The sequence below is a fragment of the Chroococcidiopsis sp. TS-821 genome (assembly GCF_002939305.1).
In the GTDB taxonomy this organism is placed as follows: domain Bacteria; phylum Cyanobacteriota; class Cyanobacteriia; order Cyanobacteriales; family Chroococcidiopsidaceae; genus Chroogloeocystis.
Genome location: NZ_MVDI01000008.1, coordinates 98,761 through 121,013 on the forward strand (window position 1 = coordinate 98,761; position 22,253 = coordinate 121,013).

The following is a 22,253-nucleotide window of genomic DNA, read 5'->3' on the forward strand; positions in this document are numbered from 1 at the left end:
GGATTCATTCTATGGAGACAATAACCTTAAGATTGCAAGGCATGAGTTGTGCCTCGTGTGCAAGTAGTATTGAAGAAGCAATTCGCTCAGTTCCTGGGGTGGCGGAATGCAATGTCAACTTCGGTGCAGAACAAGCCGCAATCAAATATAACCCCAACAAAACCAGTATTGAAAAAATCCAAGCGGCGATTGAAGAAGCAGGATATGCGTCTTACTCTCTCCAAGAGCAAGAAATGGTAACTGGAGAAAACGATGCGGAAAAAGCCGCACGTCTTGCTGAATCAAAAAAGCTGAAGCGCAAACTTTGGGTTGGAGGTGTCATTAGCATCATCCTCGTGGTTGGCGGATTACCAATGATGACAGGATTACATATACCTTTAATTCCTGCTTGGCTACACAATCCTTGGTTACAACTTGTGCTGACGACTCCGATTCAATTTTGGAGCGGAGAATCGTTTTATCAAGGTGCTTGGAAAGCTTTTAAACGCCATACAGCTACGATGGATACGCTAGTTGCACTAGGGACAAGTGCAGCGTATTTCTACTCGCTATTTCCGACATTTTTTCCAGGCTTTTTTCTCGCGCAAGGGCTCGAACCAGCGGTTTACTACGAAATTTCTGCGGTTGTGATTACGCTGATTTTGTTAGGGCGGTTGCTGGAAAATCGCGCTAAGGGACAAACTTCAGAAGCCATTCGCAAATTAATTGGCTTGCAAGCACGCGATGCAAGAGTAATTCGGAACGGACAAGAAATGGATATTCCAATTCAGGAAGTCCGAATCGATGATGTCATCTTAGTACGTCCTGGGGAAAAAATTCCGGTAGATGGCGAAGTGATTGAAGGTGCTTCAACAGTTGATGAAGCGATGGTGACGGGTGAAAGTGTTCCCGTGAAGAAGCAGCCAGGGGATGAAGTAATTGGCGCGACGATTAATAAAACTGGGAGTTTTAAGTTTCGCGCAACGCGTGTTGGTAAAGATACGTTTCTCGCACAGATTGTGAAACTCGTTCAACAAGCGCAAGGTTCTAAAGCTCCAATTCAGCAACTCGCCGATCGCGTCACTGGATGGTTCGTACCCGCAGTAATTGCGATCGCGATCGCAACTTTTATCGTTTGGTTTAACTTCTTCGGTAACTTAACTCTCGCAATGATTACCACGATTGGCGTACTAATTATTGCGTGTCCGTGTGCCTTGGGGTTAGCTACTCCCACATCAATTATGGTGGGAACAGGTAAAGGTGCAGAAAATGGCATTTTAGTCAAGGGTGCAGAAAGTTTAGAACTCGCGCACAAAATTCAAACGATTGTTTTAGACAAAACAGGAACGATTACTGAAGGTAAACCCACAGTGACAGATTTTGTGACTGTCAACGGTACAGCTAATCGTAACGAATTAAAATTGATCGAACTTGCTGCGTCAGTCGAACGTAATTCGGAACATCCGCTAGCTGAAGCCGTTGTTAGGTACGCGCAAACGCAAGAAGTTGCGCTTAGCGACGTGCAAAACTTTGAGGCGATCGCAGGTAGTGGCGTGCAAGGAATTGTGGGCGATCGCTTAGTACAAATCGGTACGCAGCGCTGGATGGCAGAATTAGGCATTGATACTCGGGCGCTGAGAGAACGCAAAACAACCTTAGAACGCGCAGGGAAAACTGCGGTTTGGATCGCAGTTGATGGCAAAATGCAAGGACTGATGGGGATTGCGGATGCGCTTAAACCTTCTTCAGCACAGGCTGTGAGTGCATTAAAACGCTTGGGTTTAGAAGTTGTCATGCTTACGGGCGATAACCGTGCTACAGCTGATGCGATCGCGCAACAAGTCGGGATCGATCGCGTCTTTGCGGAAGTACGCCCAGACCAAAAAGCGGCAATTGTCAAGTCACTGCAACAAGAACGTGGTAGACATGCAAAATCTAAGACGGTTGCCATGGTAGGGGATGGTATCAACGATGCACCAGCTTTAGCCCAAGCCGATGTGGGAATTGCAATCGGTACAGGAACTGATGTGGCGATCGCAGCAAGTGATATTACTTTAATTTCTGGCGAACTCCAAGGAATCATTACCGCAATTCAACTCAGTCGTGCCACAATCCGCAACATTCGTCAAAATCTCTTCTTTGCCTTTATCTACAACGTTGCAGGTATTCCCATTGCAGCGGGAATTCTTTTTCCAATTTTTGGCTGGCTACTCAATCCAATTATTGCTGGAGCAGCAATGGCGTTTAGTTCTGTATCTGTTGTTACTAATGCTTTGCGTTTACGTAACTTTCAGCCTGAAGTTTAATTGAGCAGAGGACGCAGAGGGGTAAATTATGTTGAGTCGAAGTCAAATTTGGGGAAGTCTTGTTGGATTGGGTTTACTGTTAGGAACTGCGTCGGCGCAAATACCGCATGAAATGTCAGGTGAAATTGCCCCAACAAATCAATTTCGTCGTATTGAACAACCTTTAGCGTTACGAGTGGGTGTGACAGCAGGCGGTATCGCCTTAATCGGATTAGAGTTATGGTGGTTTTTGCTAAGTAAAACGAAAGCTCAACAAGCACAAGCGCATCAAGGAATTCAAGAGTTGACCATTACAGTTGATGGCGGTTATCAACCCGATCGCATTGTCGTCAATGCAAATCAACCTGTACGACTTAACTTTTTGCGTCGCGATCCGAGTAGCTGTCTAGAAAAAGTGCTATTCCCTGACTTTCATATTGCCCAAGATTTAGAATTAGACCGCGTCACTTCTGTCGAATTTACCCCCGCTAACCCAGGGCAATATCAATTTACTTGTGGGATGAATATGTTTCGCGGTGTGGTGGAAGTGAAATGAGTTAGTGGACTTGATTTGTTGTTAAACTTGGTAATGGGTAATGGGTAACTGTTGATGAAGCTTTCCTAATACCAACGACCAATTACCAGTCTTTATGAAGTGCACTGTTTTCTTTTTGAATATTAGGACAAATTGTATCTTCGTGTTGTGCAGGAAAATCTTCCCAACCGGAAAGCAAGCCATTTAGTTCAGCGCGTAGAGTTAATAATTGCTTGACTTGGCGGTCAATTTGTATAACTTTTTCCTCTAATTTTTCCTTGACTTCACCGCAAGGAAGTTCGCCGCGATCGTGAACATTGAGAATCTCGCCAATCTCTTCAAGGCTAAGACCAAGACTTTGGGCGCGTTTAATGAAAGACAGGCGCGTTAGTACGTCATGCGAAAATTGCCGAAACCCTCCTTCGGTGCGCCCTACGGATTGTAATAAGCCTAGACTTTCGTAATAGCGAATTGTTCTAATTGGGATGCCACTCAGCGCTGTCACCTGTCCAATTAATAAAGGCTTGCTGTCTTGAATTAACATTGAATGCCTCCAAATTGATTAAGCTGATGACTAGCACCTAAAAAATTGTTGTCTTATCTTAATTCTCTAGTCAGCTAGAGATCCATTATAACTTTCCTTCAAGGTAGCTCAAATGCAACGTACTCCAGGTTGGTATCAGCGCTTTTTCGCATGGGCAATGGCGCATGGACATGCAGATTATGAAGCGGCGGTACGCGATCGCAAAGAAAAGTTATTTGCCGATGTTCGCGGTAATGTTTTAGAAATTGGACCAGGAACCGGACCTAACTTGGTTTACTATCCTCGCGATACGCACTGGATAGGAATTGAGCCAAATCCTTATATGCATTTTTATTTGAAACAAGAAGCCGAACGTGTTGGGTTAGATATTGAAATTCGCAATGGTACTGCGGAAAAACTTAATGTCGAGGATAATAGTGTCGATGCCGTTGTCAGCACGCTGGTTCTTTGCTCAGTAAACGATTTAGAAGCAACACTCAAAGAAATTTTACGCGTCCTCAAACCTGGCGGGCGTTTCTATTTTCTCGAACACGTTGCGGCTCCTCAAAACACGCGACTGCGTAAAATTCAAAATTGGATCGCCCCGCTTTGGCAAGTTTTGGGCGACGGGTGTCATCCCAATCGAGAAACATGGAGTGTATTAGAAAAAGTTGGTTTTGAAAAACTAGATTACGAACATTTTCAAGCAGATGCAGTACCAGCGATTGTGAAGCCACAAATTATTGGTGTAGCAACAAAGAAGACTTAATTTTTCTCAAGACTAGAAAGCAGTAGACTGCGCAGGAATAGTTTCTGAATTGGTAGAGAATACTAATAATTTATGGTTCCTGTTTACTTAAAAATGGGAAAAAGAAAGCACCTTGGCTTTCTGCTTGAAGTCAACAAAAAGCTAGTAGGTGCTTCAGCTTAATAGAAATGCCAAATTTACGATTTGTTTGCGCAAAACTCGCAATTCAGAGTTAAACAGCAACAAACGTATTGGCTGTGAAATCGTTTGCGTTTACGCCATTAACCACGGCTAGAATTTCTTCTCCCAGAGTAATGAGTGACGACGAACCACTTTGCCCAATTGCCAAATCGCGGAAGGTTAACCCATTGGTTAAGCCAATTTTATCGCGTTCAATATGAAAATCAACAATCGTATCTATTCCTTCTCCTGCTGCTAGGACAAAAGTGTTATTGCCACTACCACCGGAGAAGTTATTACCAATTAGGGTATCATTGCCCAGTCCACCCCACAGCAAGTCATCGCCAGCATCGCCCCAAATGATGTCGTCACCCGCTTCGCCATAAAGCGTGTCATTACCTGATTTACCACTAATCCGGTCATTGCCAGTGCCACCGTAGATGAGGTCGTCGCCCCCACGTCGATTGTTCTGAGGAGCGCGAAGATTTAGGTCACCTCGGAGAAGATCGTTTCCCTCGCCACCATAGAGGATATCATCGCCAAGTCCACCGGCGACAGTATCATCGCCACCAAAGGCAACAATTACGTCTCTACCATCACCACCAATGAGTTCATCGCCTTCGTTAGTGCCATCCTGGTAATCTGGCAGAGAGTTTAAGCCAAATAGAGTTTGATACATGATCTGATAAATCTCGGTATTGTCTACCGTTGAGTTCAGCAGATCTGCGTTCATACCGTAGGTTTTAGCAACAATGCTGCCAGAAAAATCATTTGTTCCAGCCCAGGCGGTAACAAAGTTACCCATTTCACCATCAAGGCTAGGCTGTGCTTGAAAGGTAGTCAATGGGGGAATGCGACCTTCACTACCATCGACAGGGTTTTGGAAGGTTTCGGTATCGGTAGGATTGGTGGGCAACGTCAACGCCAAGTCAACGGTTTCAGGAAGCGCAGGTAAAAAAGGAGTGGGTTGCCATACTTGAATACCACCGGCTTCGCTATCCGCAGCAGTAATCAGCAGGGTATTAGGGTCTTGTTCGCGGATAAAGTCCATCGCGACGCCAAAAGCAGCATCTGCTCGTAGCGTTGCTTCTAAAACACCGCGAGAATTGTTATTGTTTGCGAGATTGTCAGTTCCTTCTTCTTCGGCGACAACCATAAATCCATCAGGGTCTGCCGAGAGAATAGGCAAGGCGGCTGCTAACATTTCTGAGATAGTAGGCGGATTAGTAGGAGTGCCGTCGGGTAGAAACTGACCGTAGCTATCCAAGCCGAGGGACTGATTCAACTCTTCGGGGTTATCGTTGTAGGTATCTTCCGCTGCGAAGATTCCTAAAAGCTTAGTAGTGCCTTCAGGAAGATTTTGCAGTTCCTCTTTGCTGAAGACCACTGTGTAACCAGCAGCTTCTGCTTCTTCAATTAGGTTACGTCCGTCTGTACGGATTCCTTCTTGACCGAAGCGACCCACTGTACCTACAGGGAGATAGTGGATTTCGCCACCACCCAGAATAATGTCTACACCAGACTCCAAAATTTGTTTTGTAATCTCAGTAACATCGCTACGGTTCTCTACTTCTGCCAAGAATGCACCTGTGCCAGGTTCGGCGATGAAACCAGAGTTAATGACTGCTGTCGCTTTACCTGCGGCGATCGCCTCTTCCAGAATCGTGACACCGCGCTTGCCAGAGCGAGATACAACAGGGTCTCCAAATTCGTCGAGTCCAAAGGAGCCTGCTTGAGCTTTAACTCCTGTAGCATGAGTAACTGCACCCGCATTAGACGTACCGACAATTTGATCCCTCATGTGACCTAGATAAACTCCAGAATTCGAGAACTGGTCGTAATTGAGGCGACCGTCAGGTCCTTGGGAAGCAAAGCGAGCAAAGCCATACATCGAAGGGCTAGTGCCGTCGGGGTGAATGAATATAACGTTTCCCGTGTCTTTTGTAGCTTCTGGTGCAGGAACAAATTCAGGCACTTCGCGATCGGGCAAATCGACACCGAATAGAGTTTCGTACATTGCCCGATAAATGTCAGTATTGTCGAGGGTAACTGGTAACTTGTCTGCGTTGAGTCCGTGAGCTTTGCTCACAATTGCCCCAGCAAAGTCAGGCGTAGCAGCCCAAGCGGCACCAAAGTTATAAGTATTACCACTAGCAGATGGCTGCGTGACGAACGCTTCAGTACCAACTCCATTTTGACCATCGCCTGGATTTTCAAAGTCAGGGAACTCTGGCAAATCCAGTCCTGTTGGATTCGTGCGAAAAGTGCCGACGATCGCATCTGTATCATCAATCTGCAAACCGCCTGCATCGCTATCAGCAGCTGTAATAATCAGCGTGTTCGGGTGTCTTTCATAAAATTCTTTCGCTACCCCGATCGCTTCATCCGTACGCAATAGTGCTTCTAGCGTACCAGAGGCGTTATTAATATTGCCAAAATTATCCGTTCCTTCTTCCTCTAATACTGTGAACGAACCGTTCTCAAACTTAGGATTGCGCTCTAAAATGGTCTGGGCTGCCTTGAGCATTTCACCAACCGTCGGAGCAGTCGGTACGTAGGGTTCAGTGTCCGTTGCTAAAAGGTTTTCTTCTACACCGCGCAGGTTTCCCTCTGGGGTAGGAATATTATCATTAAACGTATCTTCATTAGCAAAAATCCCCAACACTTTGAGAATTTTGGGGTTAGCGGCTGCTGCTTTGAGTTGCTCTTCTGTATAAACAACTGTATAGCCCAAGCTCTCGGCTAACTCAATGAGGTTAATATCAGGACGAATGTTAGCGTCGGTGGAAATTGCATCCAGCTGCTGAGCAGACTCAGCATAGACCGCTTCTGCTGGTGGCTTTGTCCCCACAGGTAGATAGTTTATCAAACCGCCACCCAGAATCACATCAATGCCTGACTCAACCACTTGACGCGTAATTTCAGCAAACTGACCTCGCGGAAATGCACCAAACCCTACAGCTCCTGCAGGTACATCAGCTTGCCCCACTTTCGCAGCAAAGGCACCCGAACCAGGCTCTGCGATCGCGCCAGAGTTGATTAATGCCGTCGCTTTATTGGCAGCAACTGCTTCTTGCATAATGGTCTGGTTAGTGCCAGAGAGCGCTGTCAGTTCTTCTTCGACCACTCGCCCAGTTGCTTCATCAACAACAGGATTGCCGTTCTCGTCACGAACAACCTCAAACCCAAACGATTCGGCATACACCTTCACACCTGTTGCGTGGGTGACCGCACCACCATTAGAAGTCCCAGTCAACTGGTCTTCCATATGACCGAGATAAACGCGGGCTTCATCTAACGTATCCCAATTAAGGCGACCATCTGGTCCTTCTTTGACTAAGCGAGCCATCGTGAAGTGAGCGGGACTAGCACCATCTGGATGAATGAAGATAACGTGATTATTAGCCATGTTCAGCAAGGTAAAGACATTAAAAAATCCAAAAAGCTTTATCCTAATAAACATGCCGAGTTCTCAAGCGATAAAGAACCCTCATGTATTTTGACCTCAAGGCATTTCAGCAAAAGCTGCATCTAAAAGTCTTTCACCTTGATGTGAAGCTTTTGCAGCTAGTACAGGTGTAATGCAGTACAACTACACACTAAGCTTTCATTAATAATGAAATTCTGTTGGAAGCTAATACCATTGAAGAGTCAACTTACATCATGGTGGTTCTTCAAAGACCAAGTAAGGAGGGTACATAATCTTTGAAAGACTTTCGGTCAAGCTTATTAGTAGCTGCTTTCAAGTAGAGCATCCCATTAGTAGTTAAAGATTTAACTCTCGAAGAGGTTAAGCTTGCGTTAAACCGATAGTAGGTTTACCTTATATGACTGATAATGATTTAGAACAAGGGCGATCGCCTCTTATACCGCGACAAAATCTCCCTGCTAAAGTTTTTCATTGGCTCAACATCATTAGTTTGTTGTTAATGATTACCAGTGGATTACAAATTTACAACGCAAATCCTGTCTTTGGCGGACGTAACGGTATTCCTTTCCCACCAATATTTTTGTTAGGAGGTTGGCTAGCAGGTGGGAGACACTGGCATTTTGCGGCAATGTGGCTATTTGCACTCAATTTGTTGTGGTACGGTGTTTATATTTTAGTGACGCGCCGCTGGCGACATCGATTTGTGAGCAGTAAGGATATCAAAGCGCTACAGCGTACTCAAAATCAAAAGCGACGCAACTATGCTTGGCATCGCATTACTTATACGGCAATTATTCCAATATTGCTATTAGCGATATTTACTGGATTAGGAATGTATAAACCTGCTCAATTTCACTGGATTGTTGATTGTTTTGGCAGTTGGCAAGCTTTAAGAATCGTTCACTTTGCAACAGTACCATTAGTCGTTATCTACGCAGCAATTCACTCGTGGTTAAGCTTAAAAGTTGGCGGTTCGCGTCTAGTTGAATCAATGTTTTGGTAAGGAAACATCAGTTCTACTAAATAGATGAAGAAGCAGAGGTTTCTGCAAAGATAGATTATGACCATTAGTCCCCACGCAGGTGGACTTTGTCTATCAGCCGCGACTTCAGTCGCCAGGCATCCCATCTCACGTAAAAAAATGCATCAATTTCCATCACGTCGCCGTTTTTTAGAATTATCCGGATTTTCAAGTCTGAGTTTACTCCTTGGTGGGTGCGCGCTTAGTTTAGTAGAAGGTGTTGTCGGTAAAACTTTTGAACCGCTCAATCAAAGCGTTGAAACTCTATTATTTAATCCTCAAAAGCTGATACCAGAATTTCCAGAAAGTGCAATTGAACCAAAAGCACTCATTGTTAATACCTACAGATTTACACCTGTAATCGATCCATCAAAGTTTCAATTAGTTATCGACGGTGAGGTCGATAATCCTTTGAGCTTGAGTATGGCAGAAATTCAGCAGCTACCACATCACACAATGACAATTCGTCACGTTTGCGTTGAAGGATGGGCGGCGATCGTGCAATGGGGTGGCGTTCGTCTGCGCGATTTGGTAGCGCTAGCGCAACCTAAATCAGATGTCCGCTATGTTTACTTTGAATCGGCGGATGGCTATTACGAAAGTTGGGATTTAGCTTCTGCGGTTCATCCGCAAACACTGCTTGCGGATCAAAAGAATGGAGAACCGTTACCAATTGAAAACGGTGCGCCTTTACGTCTTGCTTCACCAATTAAACTAGGGTACAAGCAAAGTAAGTGGGTAACGCGAATCACATTAGTTAATCAACTGCGGCGTTCTAAAGGGTATTGGGAAGATCGAGGTTATGAGTGGTATGCAGGGCTATAATGTAGCACCTGAAGGCGTAAAATCAGGGAATGAAAAATCAGCAACATCAATTCCCAATTCCTCCGCATACTTGGAATCGTCCCATCGGTCTTGGTTGGGATAAACCCTACACAGTCCGCATGGCGAGTAACCTAGATGATGGTCCTTGGCATGGAATGCCTTTAGGCGGCTTCGGTGCAGGGTGTATTGGTCGCGCTTCCCGTGGCGATTTTAATTTGTGGCATATTGATGGTGGCGAACATACTTTCAAAAGTATTCCAGCGTGTCAGTTTAGTGTCTTTGAACAGCAAGCATCGACGTCACAAGCTTTTGCATTATGTACTGAACCTCCGGCAGATAATACTTTAGCAGCTTGGCAGTGGTATCCAGGGCGTGGGAATGGTGTTTATCACGCGCTGTATCCTCGCAGTTGGTTTGTTTATGAAAATGTCTTGCAAGCGCATCTATCTTGCGAGCAGTTTTCGCCAATTTTGCCGGAGAATTATCAGGAGACAAGTTATCCTGTTGCTGCGTTCGTGTGGAGAGCGTACAACCCTACAAATGCGCCACTCACGTTGAGTATTATGCTGACTTGGCAAAATACTGTAGGTTGGTTTCAAAATGCCATCAAAAATCCGGAAATCCGAATGCGCGATGATGGTAGTCCGGTTTATGAGTATGAGCCTTGTTTAGGAAATAGTGTTGGTAACTTTAATCGATGGATTGCTGAAGAAAATCTTTGTGGTTGCGTGTTAGAAAGCACTGCGCGTGATTTACAAGATGGCATTGGACAGTGGGCGATCGCAACTCCACAACAACCCAATATAGAAGTTTTCTATCACACGCGCTGGAACTCTAGCGGGGATGGTGCAGAAATCTGGCACAGTTTCGCCCGTGATGGATCTTTACCAAATACTGAAGATACAACTCCTGCAAAAGCACAAGAACAACTAGCAGCGGCGATCGCAGTACGCTTTACACTGCAACCAGGCGAAACTCGCGAAATTCCTTTTGCGATCGCGTGGGATTTTCCTGTAACTGAGTTTGCACCAGGAGTGAGATATTTCCGCCGTTACACCGATTTTTTTGGGCGAGGTGGCAATAATGCAATAGCGATCGCGCAAACCGCACTTCAAAACTATCGCTCTTGGCAGCAACAAATTCAAGCTTGGCAACAACCCATTCTCGACCGCGACGATCTCCCCAGTAGTTTTAAAATGGCACTATTTAACGAACTGTACGACCTCACGAGTGGTGGTACTTTGTGGAGTGCAGCAGATGAACGCGATCCCGTTGGTCAATTTGCTGTTTTAGAATGCTTTGATTATCGCTGGTACGAAAGTTTAGATGTCAGACTGTATGGTTCTTTTGCCTTACTAATGCTCTGGTCTAAACTGGAAAAATCAGTCATTCGCGCCTTTGCCAGAGCCATTGAACAGCGCGACGATCGCACTCGCGTTATCGGTTACTATTACACTCAAGGGCTAGAAAGTCCGACAGCTTTACGCAAAGTTGCAGGTGCAACACCGCATGACTTAGGCGCGCCGAATGAGCATCCCTGGGAAGCGACTAACTATACAAGTTATCAAGATTGCAACTTATGGAAAGATTTATCCTGTGATTTTGTCTTACAAGTTTACCGCGATTTTGTGCTGACTGGTGGAACAGATTGGGAGTTATTGTGGGATTGTTGGTCTGCGGTTGTGCAAACGCTGACGTATTTAAAGACGTTTGATTTAGATGAAGATGGAATTCCTGAAAATTCAGGCGCGCCAGATCAAACCTTTGACGATTGGCGTTTGCAAGGTGTCAGTGCTTATTGTGGGGGATTGTGGTTAGCTGCACTTGAAGCGGCGATCGCGATTGGTAAAACTTTACTCAGTTATCCTGAAAACCATCCTGCGAGTAAAATTCTGGCTGCTGCGCCAGATTACCCACCCATTCCTGAAACACTTGATGTATTCCAATCTTGGTTAACGCGATCGCGCCCAATCTATCAAGAAAAGCTGTGGAATGGGCAATACTATCGCCTCGATAGCAAAAGTGGTTCGGATGTCGTCATGGCAGATCAACTGTGCGGACAATTTTATGCACGGCTACTCGGATTACCAGATATCGTACCGCAAGAATGCGCCTATCAAGCCTTAAACACAATTTATAATGCTTGCTTTTTAAAATTTCACAACGGTCAATTTGGGGCGGCTAACGGCTTAAAACCTGATGGTTCGCCAGAAAACCCCAACGCGACGCATCCCCTTGAAGTTTGGACAGGAATTAATTTTGGACTTGCGGCGTTTTTGATGCAAATGGGTATGCAATCAGAAGCATGGCGCCTCACACAAGCTATCGTACAACAAGTTTACGACAACGGATTACAGTTTCGCACTCCTGAAGCCATTACCCCCAAAGGAACATTTCGCGCGTGTCACTACCTCCGTCCGATGGCAATTTGGGCTATTTACGGCGTATTGACTTTTTAAGACTAGCTAAGCTTTACGCGTTACGCGCAAAATTTGCAGCCACAGAAAAATAACGCGCGATCGCGTTTCCTCGCTACTCGATGTCCCCTAAGAGATCATCTATCAACCAAATTCGATCTTTTTCATCAAAAAATTACATAAATGACTCCTAAATTAAAGTTTCTGTAAAGGTTACTCAAAATCTGCGTAATCCTTAAGTGAACTGCTGACAAATCAACGTAGGTTCATAATTTCACTTGTTGCAATCTGAACTTATGCTGTAGCTGCTCGCGCAGCCAACTTGCACAAACGCAACAAACAGCAAGTTTTATAGCCATGCCAGTCAAGAATTTTCTTAAGCCTCAACAAAAAGAACAATTGCAGCAAGCGCTGCGAGAAAGCCAATGTCCATATTTTAGAGAACGGGTGCTAATGCTACTTTTAATGAACGATGGAAAAACCTACCAAGAAATCGCTGATTTTATTGGTTGCTCTTATCGTACAGTTGCTTATTGGTGTACGCACAGCGAACCAGACAACCTAGATAGTATGAAAGACCAGCGACAAAATGGTAACTATCGCAAAGCAACAGCCGAATATATCGATCGATTGATGGAAGTTGTGCAAAAAAAACCAAGTGAGTTAGGACTACCTTTTGAAAATTGGAGTGGCGAACGCCTCGCCACTTATCTCGCTCAAGAAACAGGAATTGACCTAACAGGCGCACACGTGAGAAAGCTACTCAAAAAACAGCGCGAAGCCACACCCCGAAAGTGCTGCACTAGATGACTTTTTACATTCTTATTCTTATTTAGTTATTACCAGCATGCAAGCACCGAGGGCAGTCAACAAACTGCCCTTTTAATTTGTTTATACTTTTCTAAAATTAAAGCAATGTTCAAGATCTTTAAAATATTGATTTTAAAACTTTTAAATTTGAAATGTATTTTCTGTTATACGCTTTGTTTTTAAAATATCTATTTTAAATAGAACCAATTTATATATCTCTTTAATCAATCAATTTTATACTAACTCTGTTGGAGAAGTAGGTTAAGATAGATTATTGCAGATTACATGCGCATTTTTTGTATGCGAGCTTTAGAATTAATTTTTTTTAAACACTCAAGTTAAAATAAATTGAGTTTAAAAAATGTTTGCATATTGCAGGAAACAATTAATCTTTTGTTCACTAATATTCATATTTTGACAAAATATCTGATTTTTGACCGATGATAGAGAGTGGAATAGTTAGATTTTGAGAATGGTTATCATTACTTATAAAGCTTAAGGAATGACCCCATGATGACTGCAAAAACTCATAACGTCGTACCTGTAACAGTTCTCACAGGCTACTTGGGAGCAGGGAAAACAACTTTACTCAATCGCATCCTCACGCACGACCACGGGAAAAAAGTCGCTGTGATTGTTAACGAGTTCGGGGAAGTGGGTATTGACAATCAGTTGGTGATTGATGCGGATGAAGAAATCTTTGAGATGAATAACGGCTGTATCTGCTGTACTGTGCGTGGCGATTTGATTCGGATTATCGGAAATTTAATGCGGCGGCGCGATAAGTTCGATCGCTTAGTGATTGAAACAACAGGGCTTGCTGACCCTGCGCCTGTGATTCAGACCTTTTTTGTTGATGAAGATATGCAGACGCAGTTGAGTTTAGACGCAGTTGTGACTGTCGTAGATGCTAAGCATATTTGGCAACACTGGGAGGCGGATGAGGCGCAAGAGCAAATTGCGTTTGCCGATATTATTTTACTCAATAAGGTTGATTTAGTTACAGAAGATGTTTTAGAAGAGCTAGAACGGCGAATTCGGGGGATGAATGCGATCGCTAAAATCTACCGCACTCGCAATGCTGAGTTAGAAATGGACGCGCTACTCGGTGTTAATGCGTTTGACTTAAGTCGCGCCTTAGAAGTTGACCCCAATTTTTTAAAGGAAGATGCGCACGAACACGACGAAACGGTTGGTTCAGTTGCTTTAGTAGAAAGTGGAGCGTTAAACCTGGAAAAGTTGAACGAATGGATAAGCTATCTTCTACAGACGCGCGGACCTGATATTTTCCGCATGAAGGGAATTTTAAATATTGCTGGAGAAGAGCGCCGCTTTGTGTTTCAAGGTGTTCACATGCTGTTTGAAGGTAAGCGCGATCGCCACTGGAAACCGAACGAAACGCGTAAAAATGAACTTGTGTTTATCGGTCGCAATCTTAATGAAGCCGAGTTGCGCGAAAACTTATTAGCGTGTATGGCGTAGATTGTAGACAAAGCAGAGGAGCAGAAGAATAGTGTTTTCGATATAACTCATCACTCAAGACTCCTCACTAACAACTAACCACTCATCACTAGCCACTCTTTTTCTAAGTTGCAACCATGAACTCTAAAACGGTCGATTCTCAGCAGTTTGATTTGTCGTTTTCACAAATGCTTGAGGATTATGTCACAGCGATCGCGTGGTCGCCGCAGGGTAAATTTTTAGCTACGAGTTCTGCGGCGGGCGAGGTTGTTTTGTGGGAGCATACACTTGATCGTCAAGAATGGCAAAGAATACCATTGCAAAGTCACGATCAATCAGTAGACTGTTTGGCGTTTTCTAGCGATGGTTGTTTTCTTGCAGCGGGCGGTCAAGCAGGAGTCAAAATTTGGCAACTCGATCGAGCTAAGGTTAATCAGTGGCAGCCCCTTAGTATAACGCATTCTTCAGCTTGGGTCGATCGCCTCGCGTGGAATCCACTCAGCAATCAGCTTGCTTTTAGTTTAGGGCGTCACGTTCAGATTTGGGATGCAACAACACCGGACACTTCCACGATACTCAACTTTGCGGCATCTTCGGTACTTGGCTTAGATTGGAGTTCTGACGGTCAGTATCTTGCGATCGCAGGATATCACGGTGTCAAGATTTGGGAAAGTCGCAACTGGAGAGAAGAGCCTTATGTTTTCGACCTTCCGACTGCAAGTGTTGCGATCGCGTGGGCTGGCGATAGTAAGTACTTTGCGATCGGCAATATGGATCGGACAATTGCTGTGTTTGAATGGAATAATCCCGATCCTTGGGTGATGCGAGGTTTTCCTGGTAAAATTCGTCAAATAGCTTGGTCAACAGCAAGTCAGCGTCCACCTTTGTTTGCTGCGGCTAGCGTTGACGGTATTGTTGTGTGGTCTAAGCATCCTGACGATCTTGTTGGTTGGGAAAGCCGCGTGCTACAGCATCACGACGGAGTCGTACAAGCGATCGCATTTCAACCCAATAGCTTACTTTTAGCTTCTGCTGCTGAAGATGGCTTAATTTGCTTGTGGCATAAAGCACAACATCTTGCCCAAATTTTAGAAGGCGCACCCCAAGGTTTTTCTTATCTTGCTTGGCATCCTCGAGGTCAGCAACTCGCTGCTGGCGGTAAAAATGGTGAACTACAGGTTTGGACGCGATCGCGTCGCGGTCAAGGGTTTAATCTTTGTTAAAAGAAGCAAGGATACTGATAGCGCAGCAAAGATATGATATTTGTTGATTCTATAAGTTCGCGCAGGTAGAATTTAATAAAATTTTACCATAATAGCAGTAAATTTATGCCTGTTTTCTATAATAAATGCTGCGTTCAATTTATATCTGCTGATTAGCAAGTAAAATTCTATTCTCATATCATAAGTTTTTTCAGCTATTTACCTTTCTTTTATTTTAAGTTTATTAGCTAATTGTTCCTAAAAACTTAATCAAAGATAATTTGCGAAATTAGCTAAGATTTCCATTGAAAAACCTTACTTTTTATTGTGTAGGATCTACAACGATAGATAGATAAAAAATTAATAAATCGTAGTAAGATAGAAAAAATAATATGCGTTCTCCTGCTGAATATTGAATGTATGCGAGATACTTCTCCTACGGCTTTAGCGCAGGTCGCTGAATACTTTAAAGTTCTATCAGAAGTGAGTAGACTTCAAGTATTAAGCTGTTTGCGTTCAGGACCCAAGAATGTTATGGAAATTGTCGAGGCAACAGGGTTAGGTCAGGCAAATGTTTCTAAACATCTTAAAATGTTGATGCATTGTGGTATGGTTTCGCGTCATCCGCAGGGAGTGAGTGTCTTTTATGAAGTCTCCGATCCTCTCATTTTTAATTTGTGCGAGGTTGTTTGCGATCGCATTTCGACGCGCTTACTTGCACAAGCAAATCAAATTGAAACCTTAAGAACGCCAGAGTAAAAGCAAATCTGGTAATTCTCAAACTTCTGCTATTTAATGAAGCAAGCGAGCGTAAATCAAAAGCAATTTACTTTTGTAATATCAGCGGGCGTTGTCCTGGTTCAAAGCGATTACTTTGTTCTTGCATCACAGATTTTGCTTGCTGAGGATCGAAGTAGCGATTAAAGTCGGCGCGGAGGCGTTCAATGCGTTCTTCAGCTGACTGAACCTCGGCTTGAATTTCGTGCAGTTTTTGTTGTTGTGACAAGTAGTATGGTAAAAGTTTAGCGATCGCCGATCCAGCTGTGACCAACAGCAGTAAATTGACGACCAGTTTTACCGTAGTGTGAATTGCTGTCGCGCGATACGGATGACGACGGCGCTTGCTTCGCTTGCGAGCAACTCGGCGGGGATCTTGCGGTTTGAGTGAAGGGTCAGAAGGTTGAATAGCGTTCATAACGACTCAAAAGCTGCTCTAGAGAAAGCTAGATTAACAATACCAAGCTATTACGCTGGTTTTCGACAAATTTTGCTGTAAATCCGTAACTTAAGTAAAGATGACTCTCTACTCAATTTGTTCTGCTTTAAACAAAAATTCAGAATTTACAAAGGTAAGGTAGATGTTACAGCTTGATGACCGAACAACCATGAGTCACCTTCGGTTAGGTGAGCGTGTAGGGTTACAAGTCTCGCAATGAGCGATTGACAAAAGCACAGGTCTTTATTCAAGAAATTTAGCTAGAAGCTAAGCGCTTTTTTACTTGCACCGTAATATCACGTAAACTCGCGTTGCTTCACAAGCAAGTTACCGCTAGTTTGCCAAAATTTCAACAGTAATTATACTGAAAAAATCTGAACTTTGTCCTAGGTAGCCGTCAGAAATTTGGGGGCACAGGGCGATAAGTTGAAAGGATGAAAATATATGCGACAAGGAGTAGCAAGTCACCCGAGGTTTTGCTTGCAATCCTGAGTGGCGATACCTTTCATCCTTTCAAAATTTATGCTGTTTTAAATGGCGTTACTTGTAAAGCTCTGTTGCTAAGCGGAAAGCAAGTACGCCAGGAATCAGTGCAATGACAAGTGCTACAAAAACTTGGGTATCTGATATAGACATTTGAGGAAACCTCCTTGAGACAAAATGAACCGAACAATCATTACTTTTGACCAAATTGTTCAACTGATGGAATAAGTTTTTACAATATGAAACAAAATAGGAAAATTAGAGGTCAGAGATCAAAGGTCGGGGAAGCTTTATACTTATACAAAAAGATATCTTGAATCTCGTCGCCGACAATCTCCCTACCCAGCTTTCGTTGTTCCATCGATGAATCTGTGCTGGTTGAAATCAGCAACGGCTCTAGATTCTAATTCTATTATCGGTCGTAAAACCCCGATACCCGCTCTTTGACTCCTCACCTCGAATGTCTTTCCACAGTGCTTGAATCCGTAAATTATCATTACACGCTTGGAATAGATTTTGGTACCTCTGGTGCGAGAGCCGTGGTTATTGATGCTACGGGAGCAGTACAAGCTGAAACCAAAAAGTCACTGACTTTTGATGCAATTACACAAGTAAGTGATTGGGAACGCACTTTATTTAGCTTGATCGAGCAAATTCCAGCAAGAATACGGCAACAAATTAACGCGATCGCCATTGATGGAACTTCTTCGACAGTTCTCTTGTGCGACGCAACCGGAACGCCAGTGACAACACCACTGATGTATAATGACGCGCGCGGAGTTGCAGTACAAGCACAATTAAAAGCGATCGCACCACCGCAGCACACAGTATTGAGTGCGACATCGAGTTTAGCAAAGCTGTTGTGGCTATCGCAGCAACCAGGATTTAACGATGCTCAATATTTCTTACATCAAGCTGATTGGTTAGCGTTTCTGCTGCACGGAAAACTAGGAATCAGTGACTATCACAACGCGTTAAAACTTGGCTACGATGTCGAGCATTTTTGTTATCCTGCGTGGTTGACACAACTCGCGATCGCGCATTTATTACCCGAAGTTGTCGTTCCTGGTACGCCTATTGCAGAAGTAACAGCAAGCATTGCCAAACGCTTCGGCTTGCGCCGCGATTGCTACGTATGTGCGGGAACAACCGATAGTATCGCTGCGTTTCTCGCAAGTGGTGCGGTTTCTCCAGGAGAAGCTGTCACGTCACTCGGTTCAACTTTGGTACTCAAGCTCTTAAGTCAGACTCGCATAGAAAATAGCCTGTATGGTATTTATAGCCATCGCTTAGGTGACTTATGGTTAACCGGCGGGGCTTCTAATACTGGAGGCGCGGTACTACAGCAGTTTTTTTCTAACGCTGAGTTAGAACAATTCAGCCGTCAGATTAATCCTCAACAAGTTAGCCCACTCGATTACTATCCGTTATTGCAAAGTGGCGATCGCTTTCCAGTTAACGATCCCAACCTACAACCGCGACTCGAACCGCGACCAGATAATCGCGTCGAGTTTCTACATGGATTATTAGAAAGCATTGCTCGTATTGAATACCAAGGTTATCAATTACTACAGCAACTCGGTGCAACTCCGCTCACGCGCATTTATACAGCCGGTGGCGGTGCAGCAAATGCAACCTGGACGGCGATTCGTCAGCGTTACTTTGACGTACCGTTAGTGATGTCGCAGCACACCGAGGCGGCTTATGGTACTGCATTACTTGCCCTACGCAGTATCAATCACAACAGGAACTCATAGACAGTAAACTACCGTCTAAAAAGATCGCAGCGAATTGCTCATTGCTGATTGTTCTTAGCTTTTGAATAATATTGCTTTTTAGCTTCGGATGATGAAACCTATAGTCTTGATTAAACCTCGGCAAATCTTTTGCATTGTGTTGTTGAGCGGTATTTTATCTAGTGGTATGGCAACAGTGACAGCAGCCTCCCCACCCAGAAATGTACCGTCACAAAGGTGTAAACCAACACGCCAACGACAAAGCGATCGCGCAACACGAGTTCCCCGTCAAGTTGTGGATGCGGTACGGCAAGATATTGCGCAACGCGAGAGTATTCCTGTAAATAGGCTGCGAGTTACTCAATCGAGTCAACAAACGTGGTCAGACGGTTGTTTAGGATTAGCGCAAGCCGACGAATTTTGTACGCAAGCTTTGGTAGAAGGTTGGCGCATTACAGTGTCTGATGGTCGCTCTACTTGGGTGTATCGTACCGACTCGTCGGGAAGAGTTGTGCGCCGTGAAGAACCGCAAACAACATCGAGCGTTAGGAACCTCTTCAACTGATTCCCTTCTTGTGGTGAAATAAGAGAATTCTGGCGAAGCAATTGCAAGAATTCTAAATCACCGTAGTTGAACCACACGATGAGCGCAGCATCATATTCACTTCAGTCTCAAGTTATCGGCATTGACTTGGGTGGAACCGCAATCAAATTAGGGAAATTTACGCAGGATGGTACTTGTCTTGGCTCGTTAATTGTTGCTACTCCTCAACCTGCAACGCCACAGGCGGTTGTTGATGCAATAGTGGATGCGATCGCGCAAATTGATCCTCACAATCAATGTTTGGCGATCGGTGTTGGTACTCCAGGTCCTACGGATGTTTCTGGACGAATTGCGCGAGTAGCAATTAATCTTCATAACTGGCGCGATGTGCCTTTAGCCGATTGGCTAGAAACGAAAACAGGTCGAGTTGCGGTTCTAGCTAATGACGCTAACTGCGCAGGCTTAGGCGAAGCATGGCTAGGTGCAGGACGCCGCTTTCGCCACTTAATTCTGCTTACTTTGGGAACGGGTGTAGGTGGCGCTATAATCCTCGATGGCCATCTTTTTGTCGGACATCAAGGAACTGCTGCTGAACTCGGATTAATTACTTTAAACCTTGATGGTCCACCGTGCAATAGTGGCAACTACGGTTCTTTAGAGCAATACGTCTCTGTTCAAGCAATTCGTCGCCGTACTGGACTTGAACCCGCCCAACTCTGTGCGCTTGCCAAAGCAGGAAATGTAGAAGCCTTGACTTTTTGGCAGCAGTATGGTAAGGAATTGGGCGCAGGCTTAGCGAGTTTAATTTATGTTTTAACTCCTGAAGCCATTATTATTGGTGGTGGGGTGAGCGCCAGCGCAGAGTTTTTCTTACCTAGCGTTCGTGCGGAAATAGAATGCCGCGTACTACCGAGTTCCCGCACGGGATTAGAAATCCTGACAGCCGAACTCGGCAACCAAGCCGGAATGGTAGGCGCCGCGCGACTTGCGTGGGACAAACTAGGACAAAAGAGTTAAGTAGAGGGTGTAGGTATGTTATGACTTTTTAGCGTTTGTGAGTGGTGAGTTTTGACTTATATAGAAAACACTATTCTTCCTCTACACCTCTGTCCCTACTCCTTACTACGACACTTCTGCGGGTGCGGGTAATGGCGAAGATGATTGCGATCGCATCATAACGGCTTCAACAAAGCCTTTAAACAAGGGATGCGGTGCACTCGGACGCGATTGAAATTCTGGGTGAAACTGCGTCGCCATGAAAAACGGATGATTTGGGAGTTCGATAATTTCGACCAAGCGCCCATCAGGAGACGTGCCACTAATTACATATCCAGACTCTAAAAATAAGTTGCGATAGGCGTTATTAAACTCATAGCGGTGGCGGTGTCGTTCGTAAACGACTTCTTCTTGGTAAAGCTTGAACGCTAGAGTATTCGGCGCTAAGCGACAAGGATACAACCCTAAGCGCATCGTACCGCCCAAATCGACAACATCTTGCTGTTCTGGTAATAAGTTAATAACCGGATGCGCGCCTTCCGGATTAAACTCAGCACTGTTCGCATTTTCTAAACCCGCGATGTGCCTCGCCCATTCAACAACAGCACACTGCATTCCCAAGCACAAGCCCAAGAAGGGAATTTGATGCGTGCGCGCGTATTCTACTGCGGCAATTTTGCCGTCTACACCGCGAATGCCAAAGCCTCCTGGTACGACTAACCCGTTTACTCCTTCTAGATAGCGTTCTACAGGTTCATTTTCTAAGTTTTCTGAGTTTACCCAGCGTAAGTGCAATTCGCCACCCATTGCGATCGCCGCATGACGAAGCGCTTCTACTACTGATAGATACGCATCACCCAAGCGCACATACTTACCAACGATCGCAATTTCTATACTGTGTGTTGGACTATACAACCGCTCGACAATCGTTCGCCACTGACGGAGATCTGGTTGGCGTTGTTCGAGTTGCAGTAACTCTAGCGTTTGCTGCGCTAGACCTTCTTGTTCGAGATTTAGCGGAACTTCGTAGATACTTTTAGCATCTTGCGACGTAATCACGCATTCGACAGGGACATCGCAGAATTCGGACATTTTTTCTTTCAAGCCAGGGGGTAGCGGGCGATCGCATCGACACACTAAAATATCAGGCTGAATGCCAATCGAGCGTAACTCTTTGACTGAATGCTGCGTCGGCTTGGTTTTCATTTCTCCTGCCGAAGGAATCCAAGGTACGAGCGTTACGTGCATATACAAAACATTCTGCCGCCCGACATCCTTGCGAAACTGGCGAATAGCTTCTAAGAACGGTAGCGATTCGATATCGCCTACTGTCCCTCCAATCTCTGTAATAACCACATCAGGATTAGTATTCTTTGCTACGCGCTTGATGCGTTCTTTAATTTCATTTGTGATGTGCGGAATCACCTGCACTGTCCCACCCATATAGTCGCCGCGACGTTCTTTATTCAGCACAGCTTGATATATTGAGCCAGTTGTGACACTATTGAGCCGCGACATTGAGGTATCTGTGAAGCGTTCGTAGTGTCCTAAATCCAAGTCAGTTTCAGCACCATCTTCTGTCACAAAGACTTCCCCATGCTGAAAAGGACTCATCGTACCAGGATCGACGTTAATGTAAGGATCGAGCTTGAGAATCGATACGGAATAATCGCGCGACTTCAGCAACCGTCCCAAACTGGCTGCAACAATGCCTTTGCCAATGCTGGAGACGACACCGCCAGTGACAAAAACAAATTTAGTCATAAAAATTTAATGAGGAACTTGTGCAGATATACCCCGTCAATTGTGCCACAGTTGTGAAGGGGTTAGGGGCGAGGGAAAATGATGAGTTGTTTTTTGTT

Annotated in this window: 18 protein-coding genes; 13 read left to right on the forward strand and 5 right to left on the reverse strand. The window is 44.6% G+C overall.

Annotated features, from left to right (window positions below; translation table 11 throughout):
* The first annotated feature begins 11 nt into the window (after positions 1-11).
* Positions 12-2,285 (forward strand): heavy metal translocating P-type ATPase, encoded by a 2,274-nt coding sequence (locus B1A85_RS18210; RefSeq protein ID WP_104548157.1) that lies wholly within the window; start codon positions 12-14, stop codon positions 2,283-2,285.
* Positions 2,286-2,313: 28 nt separating this feature from the next.
* Positions 2,314-2,820, forward strand: a complete 507-nt coding sequence (locus B1A85_RS18215) for a cupredoxin domain-containing protein (RefSeq protein ID WP_104548158.1) — start codon at positions 2,314-2,316, stop codon at positions 2,818-2,820.
* Positions 2,821-2,902: 82 nt separating this feature from the next.
* Here B1A85_RS18215 and B1A85_RS18220 read toward each other — a convergent pair whose 3' ends face one another.
* The gene (locus B1A85_RS18220) at positions 2,903-3,343 is read right to left on the reverse strand and encodes a heavy metal-responsive transcriptional regulator (protein ID WP_104548159.1); all 441 of its coding nucleotides are present in this window, start codon (positions 3,341-3,343) and stop codon (positions 2,903-2,905) included.
* 112 nt (positions 3,344-3,455) lie between these two features.
* Here B1A85_RS18220 and B1A85_RS18225 point away from each other — a divergent pair, with 112 nt between their 5' ends.
* The gene (locus B1A85_RS18225) at positions 3,456-4,091 is read left to right on the forward strand and encodes a class I SAM-dependent methyltransferase (protein ID WP_104548160.1); all 636 of its coding nucleotides are present in this window, start codon (positions 3,456-3,458) and stop codon (positions 4,089-4,091) included.
* Between the two features lie 211 nt (positions 4,092-4,302).
* Here B1A85_RS18225 and B1A85_RS18230 read toward each other — a convergent pair whose 3' ends face one another.
* Entirely contained in the window at positions 4,303-7,659 is a 3,357-nt protein-coding gene (locus tag B1A85_RS18230; RefSeq protein WP_104548161.1) for an alkaline phosphatase, read from the reverse strand.
* Positions 7,660-8,077: 418 nt separating this feature from the next.
* Here B1A85_RS18230 and B1A85_RS18235 point away from each other — a divergent pair, with 418 nt between their 5' ends.
* The 7 genes from B1A85_RS18235 to B1A85_RS18265 all read left to right on the forward strand — a co-directional run bounded on the left by B1A85_RS18235 (position 8,078) and on the right by B1A85_RS18265 (position 16,175).
* The gene (locus B1A85_RS18235) at positions 8,078-8,683 is read left to right on the forward strand and encodes a cytochrome b/b6 domain-containing protein (protein WP_104548162.1); all 606 of its coding nucleotides are present in this window, start codon (positions 8,078-8,080) and stop codon (positions 8,681-8,683) included.
* Between the two features lie 138 nt (positions 8,684-8,821).
* Positions 8,822-9,526: a molybdopterin-dependent oxidoreductase gene (locus tag B1A85_RS18240; RefSeq protein WP_104548163.1), complete on the forward strand. Its 705-nt coding sequence runs from the start codon at positions 8,822-8,824 to the stop codon at positions 9,524-9,526.
* Between the two features lie 29 nt (positions 9,527-9,555).
* A complete protein-coding gene (locus B1A85_RS18245) occupies positions 9,556-11,985 on the forward strand; it encodes a GH116 family glycosyl hydrolase (RefSeq protein ID WP_104548164.1) in 2,430 nt (809 codons plus the stop codon).
* Between the two features lie 315 nt (positions 11,986-12,300).
* On the forward strand, positions 12,301-12,753 hold the full coding sequence (locus tag B1A85_RS18250; protein ID WP_104548165.1) for a helix-turn-helix domain-containing protein: 453 nt from the start codon (positions 12,301-12,303) through the stop codon (positions 12,751-12,753).
* A gap of 510 nt (positions 12,754-13,263) precedes the next feature.
* Entirely contained in the window at positions 13,264-14,235 is a 972-nt protein-coding gene (locus B1A85_RS18255) for a GTP-binding protein (RefSeq protein ID WP_104548166.1), read from the forward strand.
* Between the two features lie 116 nt (positions 14,236-14,351).
* Entirely contained in the window at positions 14,352-15,437 is a 1,086-nt protein-coding gene (locus B1A85_RS18260; RefSeq protein WP_104548167.1) for a WD40 repeat domain-containing protein, read from the forward strand.
* Positions 15,438-15,836: 399 nt separating this feature from the next.
* Positions 15,837-16,175, forward strand: a complete 339-nt coding sequence (locus B1A85_RS18265) for a helix-turn-helix transcriptional regulator (RefSeq protein ID WP_104548168.1) — start codon at positions 15,837-15,839, stop codon at positions 16,173-16,175.
* 67 nt (positions 16,176-16,242) lie between these two features.
* Here the strand turns inward: B1A85_RS18265 and B1A85_RS18270 are convergent, their stop codons facing one another.
* Together B1A85_RS18270 and psaM are read right to left on the reverse strand one after the other, a co-directional pair.
* Positions 16,243-16,611: a hypothetical protein gene (locus B1A85_RS18270; protein WP_104548169.1), complete on the reverse strand. Its 369-nt coding sequence runs from the start codon at positions 16,609-16,611 to the stop codon at positions 16,243-16,245.
* Positions 16,612-17,172: 561 nt separating this feature from the next.
* A complete protein-coding gene (gene psaM / locus B1A85_RS18275; protein WP_104548170.1) occupies positions 17,173-17,268 on the reverse strand; it encodes a photosystem I reaction center subunit XII in 96 nt (31 codons plus the stop codon).
* Between the two features lie 320 nt (positions 17,269-17,588).
* Between psaM and B1A85_RS18280 the strand changes: the two genes are divergently transcribed.
* The 3 genes from B1A85_RS18280 (at position 17,589) to B1A85_RS18290 (ending at position 20,412) form a co-directional block, all read left to right on the forward strand.
* Positions 17,589-18,872: an FGGY-family carbohydrate kinase gene (locus B1A85_RS18280; protein WP_104548171.1), complete on the forward strand. Its 1,284-nt coding sequence runs from the start codon at positions 17,589-17,591 to the stop codon at positions 18,870-18,872.
* A gap of 88 nt (positions 18,873-18,960) precedes the next feature.
* The gene (locus tag B1A85_RS24845; protein WP_210404562.1) at positions 18,961-19,416 is read left to right on the forward strand and encodes a hypothetical protein; all 456 of its coding nucleotides are present in this window, start codon (positions 18,961-18,963) and stop codon (positions 19,414-19,416) included.
* Positions 19,417-19,494: 78 nt separating this feature from the next.
* A complete protein-coding gene (locus B1A85_RS18290; protein ID WP_104548172.1) occupies positions 19,495-20,412 on the forward strand; it encodes an ROK family protein in 918 nt (305 codons plus the stop codon).
* 105 nt (positions 20,413-20,517) lie between these two features.
* On the opposite strand, the gene B1A85_RS18295 is transcribed toward B1A85_RS18290, so the two are convergent.
* Positions 20,518-22,155 (reverse strand): CTP synthase, encoded by a 1,638-nt coding sequence (locus B1A85_RS18295; protein ID WP_104548173.1) that lies wholly within the window; start codon positions 22,153-22,155, stop codon positions 20,518-20,520.
* Positions 22,156-22,253 lie beyond the last annotated feature (98 nt).

Bases quoted from the DNA above. Each gene is read 5' to 3' on its own strand.
- B1A85_RS18210 (WP_104548157.1), top strand. From the start codon at position 12: ATGGAGACAATAACCTTAAGATTGCAAGGCATGAGTTGTGCCTCGTGT.
- B1A85_RS18215 (WP_104548158.1), top strand. From the start codon at position 2,314: ATGTTGAGTCGAAGTCAAATTTGGGGAAGTCTTGTTGGATTGGGTTTA.
- B1A85_RS18220 (WP_104548159.1), bottom strand. From the start codon at position 3,343: ATGTTAATTCAAGACAGCAAGCCTTTATTAATTGGACAGGTGACAGCG.
- B1A85_RS18225 (WP_104548160.1), top strand. From the start codon at position 3,456: ATGCAACGTACTCCAGGTTGGTATCAGCGCTTTTTCGCATGGGCAATG.
- B1A85_RS18230 (WP_104548161.1), bottom strand. From the start codon at position 7,659: ATGGCTAATAATCACGTTATCTTCATTCATCCAGATGGTGCTAGTCCC.
- B1A85_RS18235 (WP_104548162.1), top strand. From the start codon at position 8,078: ATGACTGATAATGATTTAGAACAAGGGCGATCGCCTCTTATACCGCGA.
- B1A85_RS18240 (WP_104548163.1), top strand. From the start codon at position 8,822: ATGCATCAATTTCCATCACGTCGCCGTTTTTTAGAATTATCCGGATTT.
- B1A85_RS18245 (WP_104548164.1), top strand. From the start codon at position 9,556: ATGAAAAATCAGCAACATCAATTCCCAATTCCTCCGCATACTTGGAAT.
- B1A85_RS18250 (WP_104548165.1), top strand. From the start codon at position 12,301: ATGCCAGTCAAGAATTTTCTTAAGCCTCAACAAAAAGAACAATTGCAG.
- B1A85_RS18255 (WP_104548166.1), top strand. From the start codon at position 13,264: ATGATGACTGCAAAAACTCATAACGTCGTACCTGTAACAGTTCTCACA.
- B1A85_RS18260 (WP_104548167.1), top strand. From the start codon at position 14,352: ATGAACTCTAAAACGGTCGATTCTCAGCAGTTTGATTTGTCGTTTTCA.
- B1A85_RS18265 (WP_104548168.1), top strand. From the start codon at position 15,837: ATGCGAGATACTTCTCCTACGGCTTTAGCGCAGGTCGCTGAATACTTT.
- B1A85_RS18270 (WP_104548169.1), bottom strand. From the start codon at position 16,611: ATGAACGCTATTCAACCTTCTGACCCTTCACTCAAACCGCAAGATCCC.
- psaM (WP_104548170.1), bottom strand. From the start codon at position 17,268: ATGTCTATATCAGATACCCAAGTTTTTGTAGCACTTGTCATTGCACTG.
- B1A85_RS24845 (WP_210404562.1), top strand. From the start codon at position 18,961: ATGATGAAACCTATAGTCTTGATTAAACCTCGGCAAATCTTTTGCATT.
- B1A85_RS18290 (WP_104548172.1), top strand. From the start codon at position 19,495: ATGAGCGCAGCATCATATTCACTTCAGTCTCAAGTTATCGGCATTGAC.
- B1A85_RS18295 (WP_104548173.1), bottom strand. From the start codon at position 22,155: ATGACTAAATTTGTTTTTGTCACTGGCGGTGTCGTCTCCAGCATTGGC.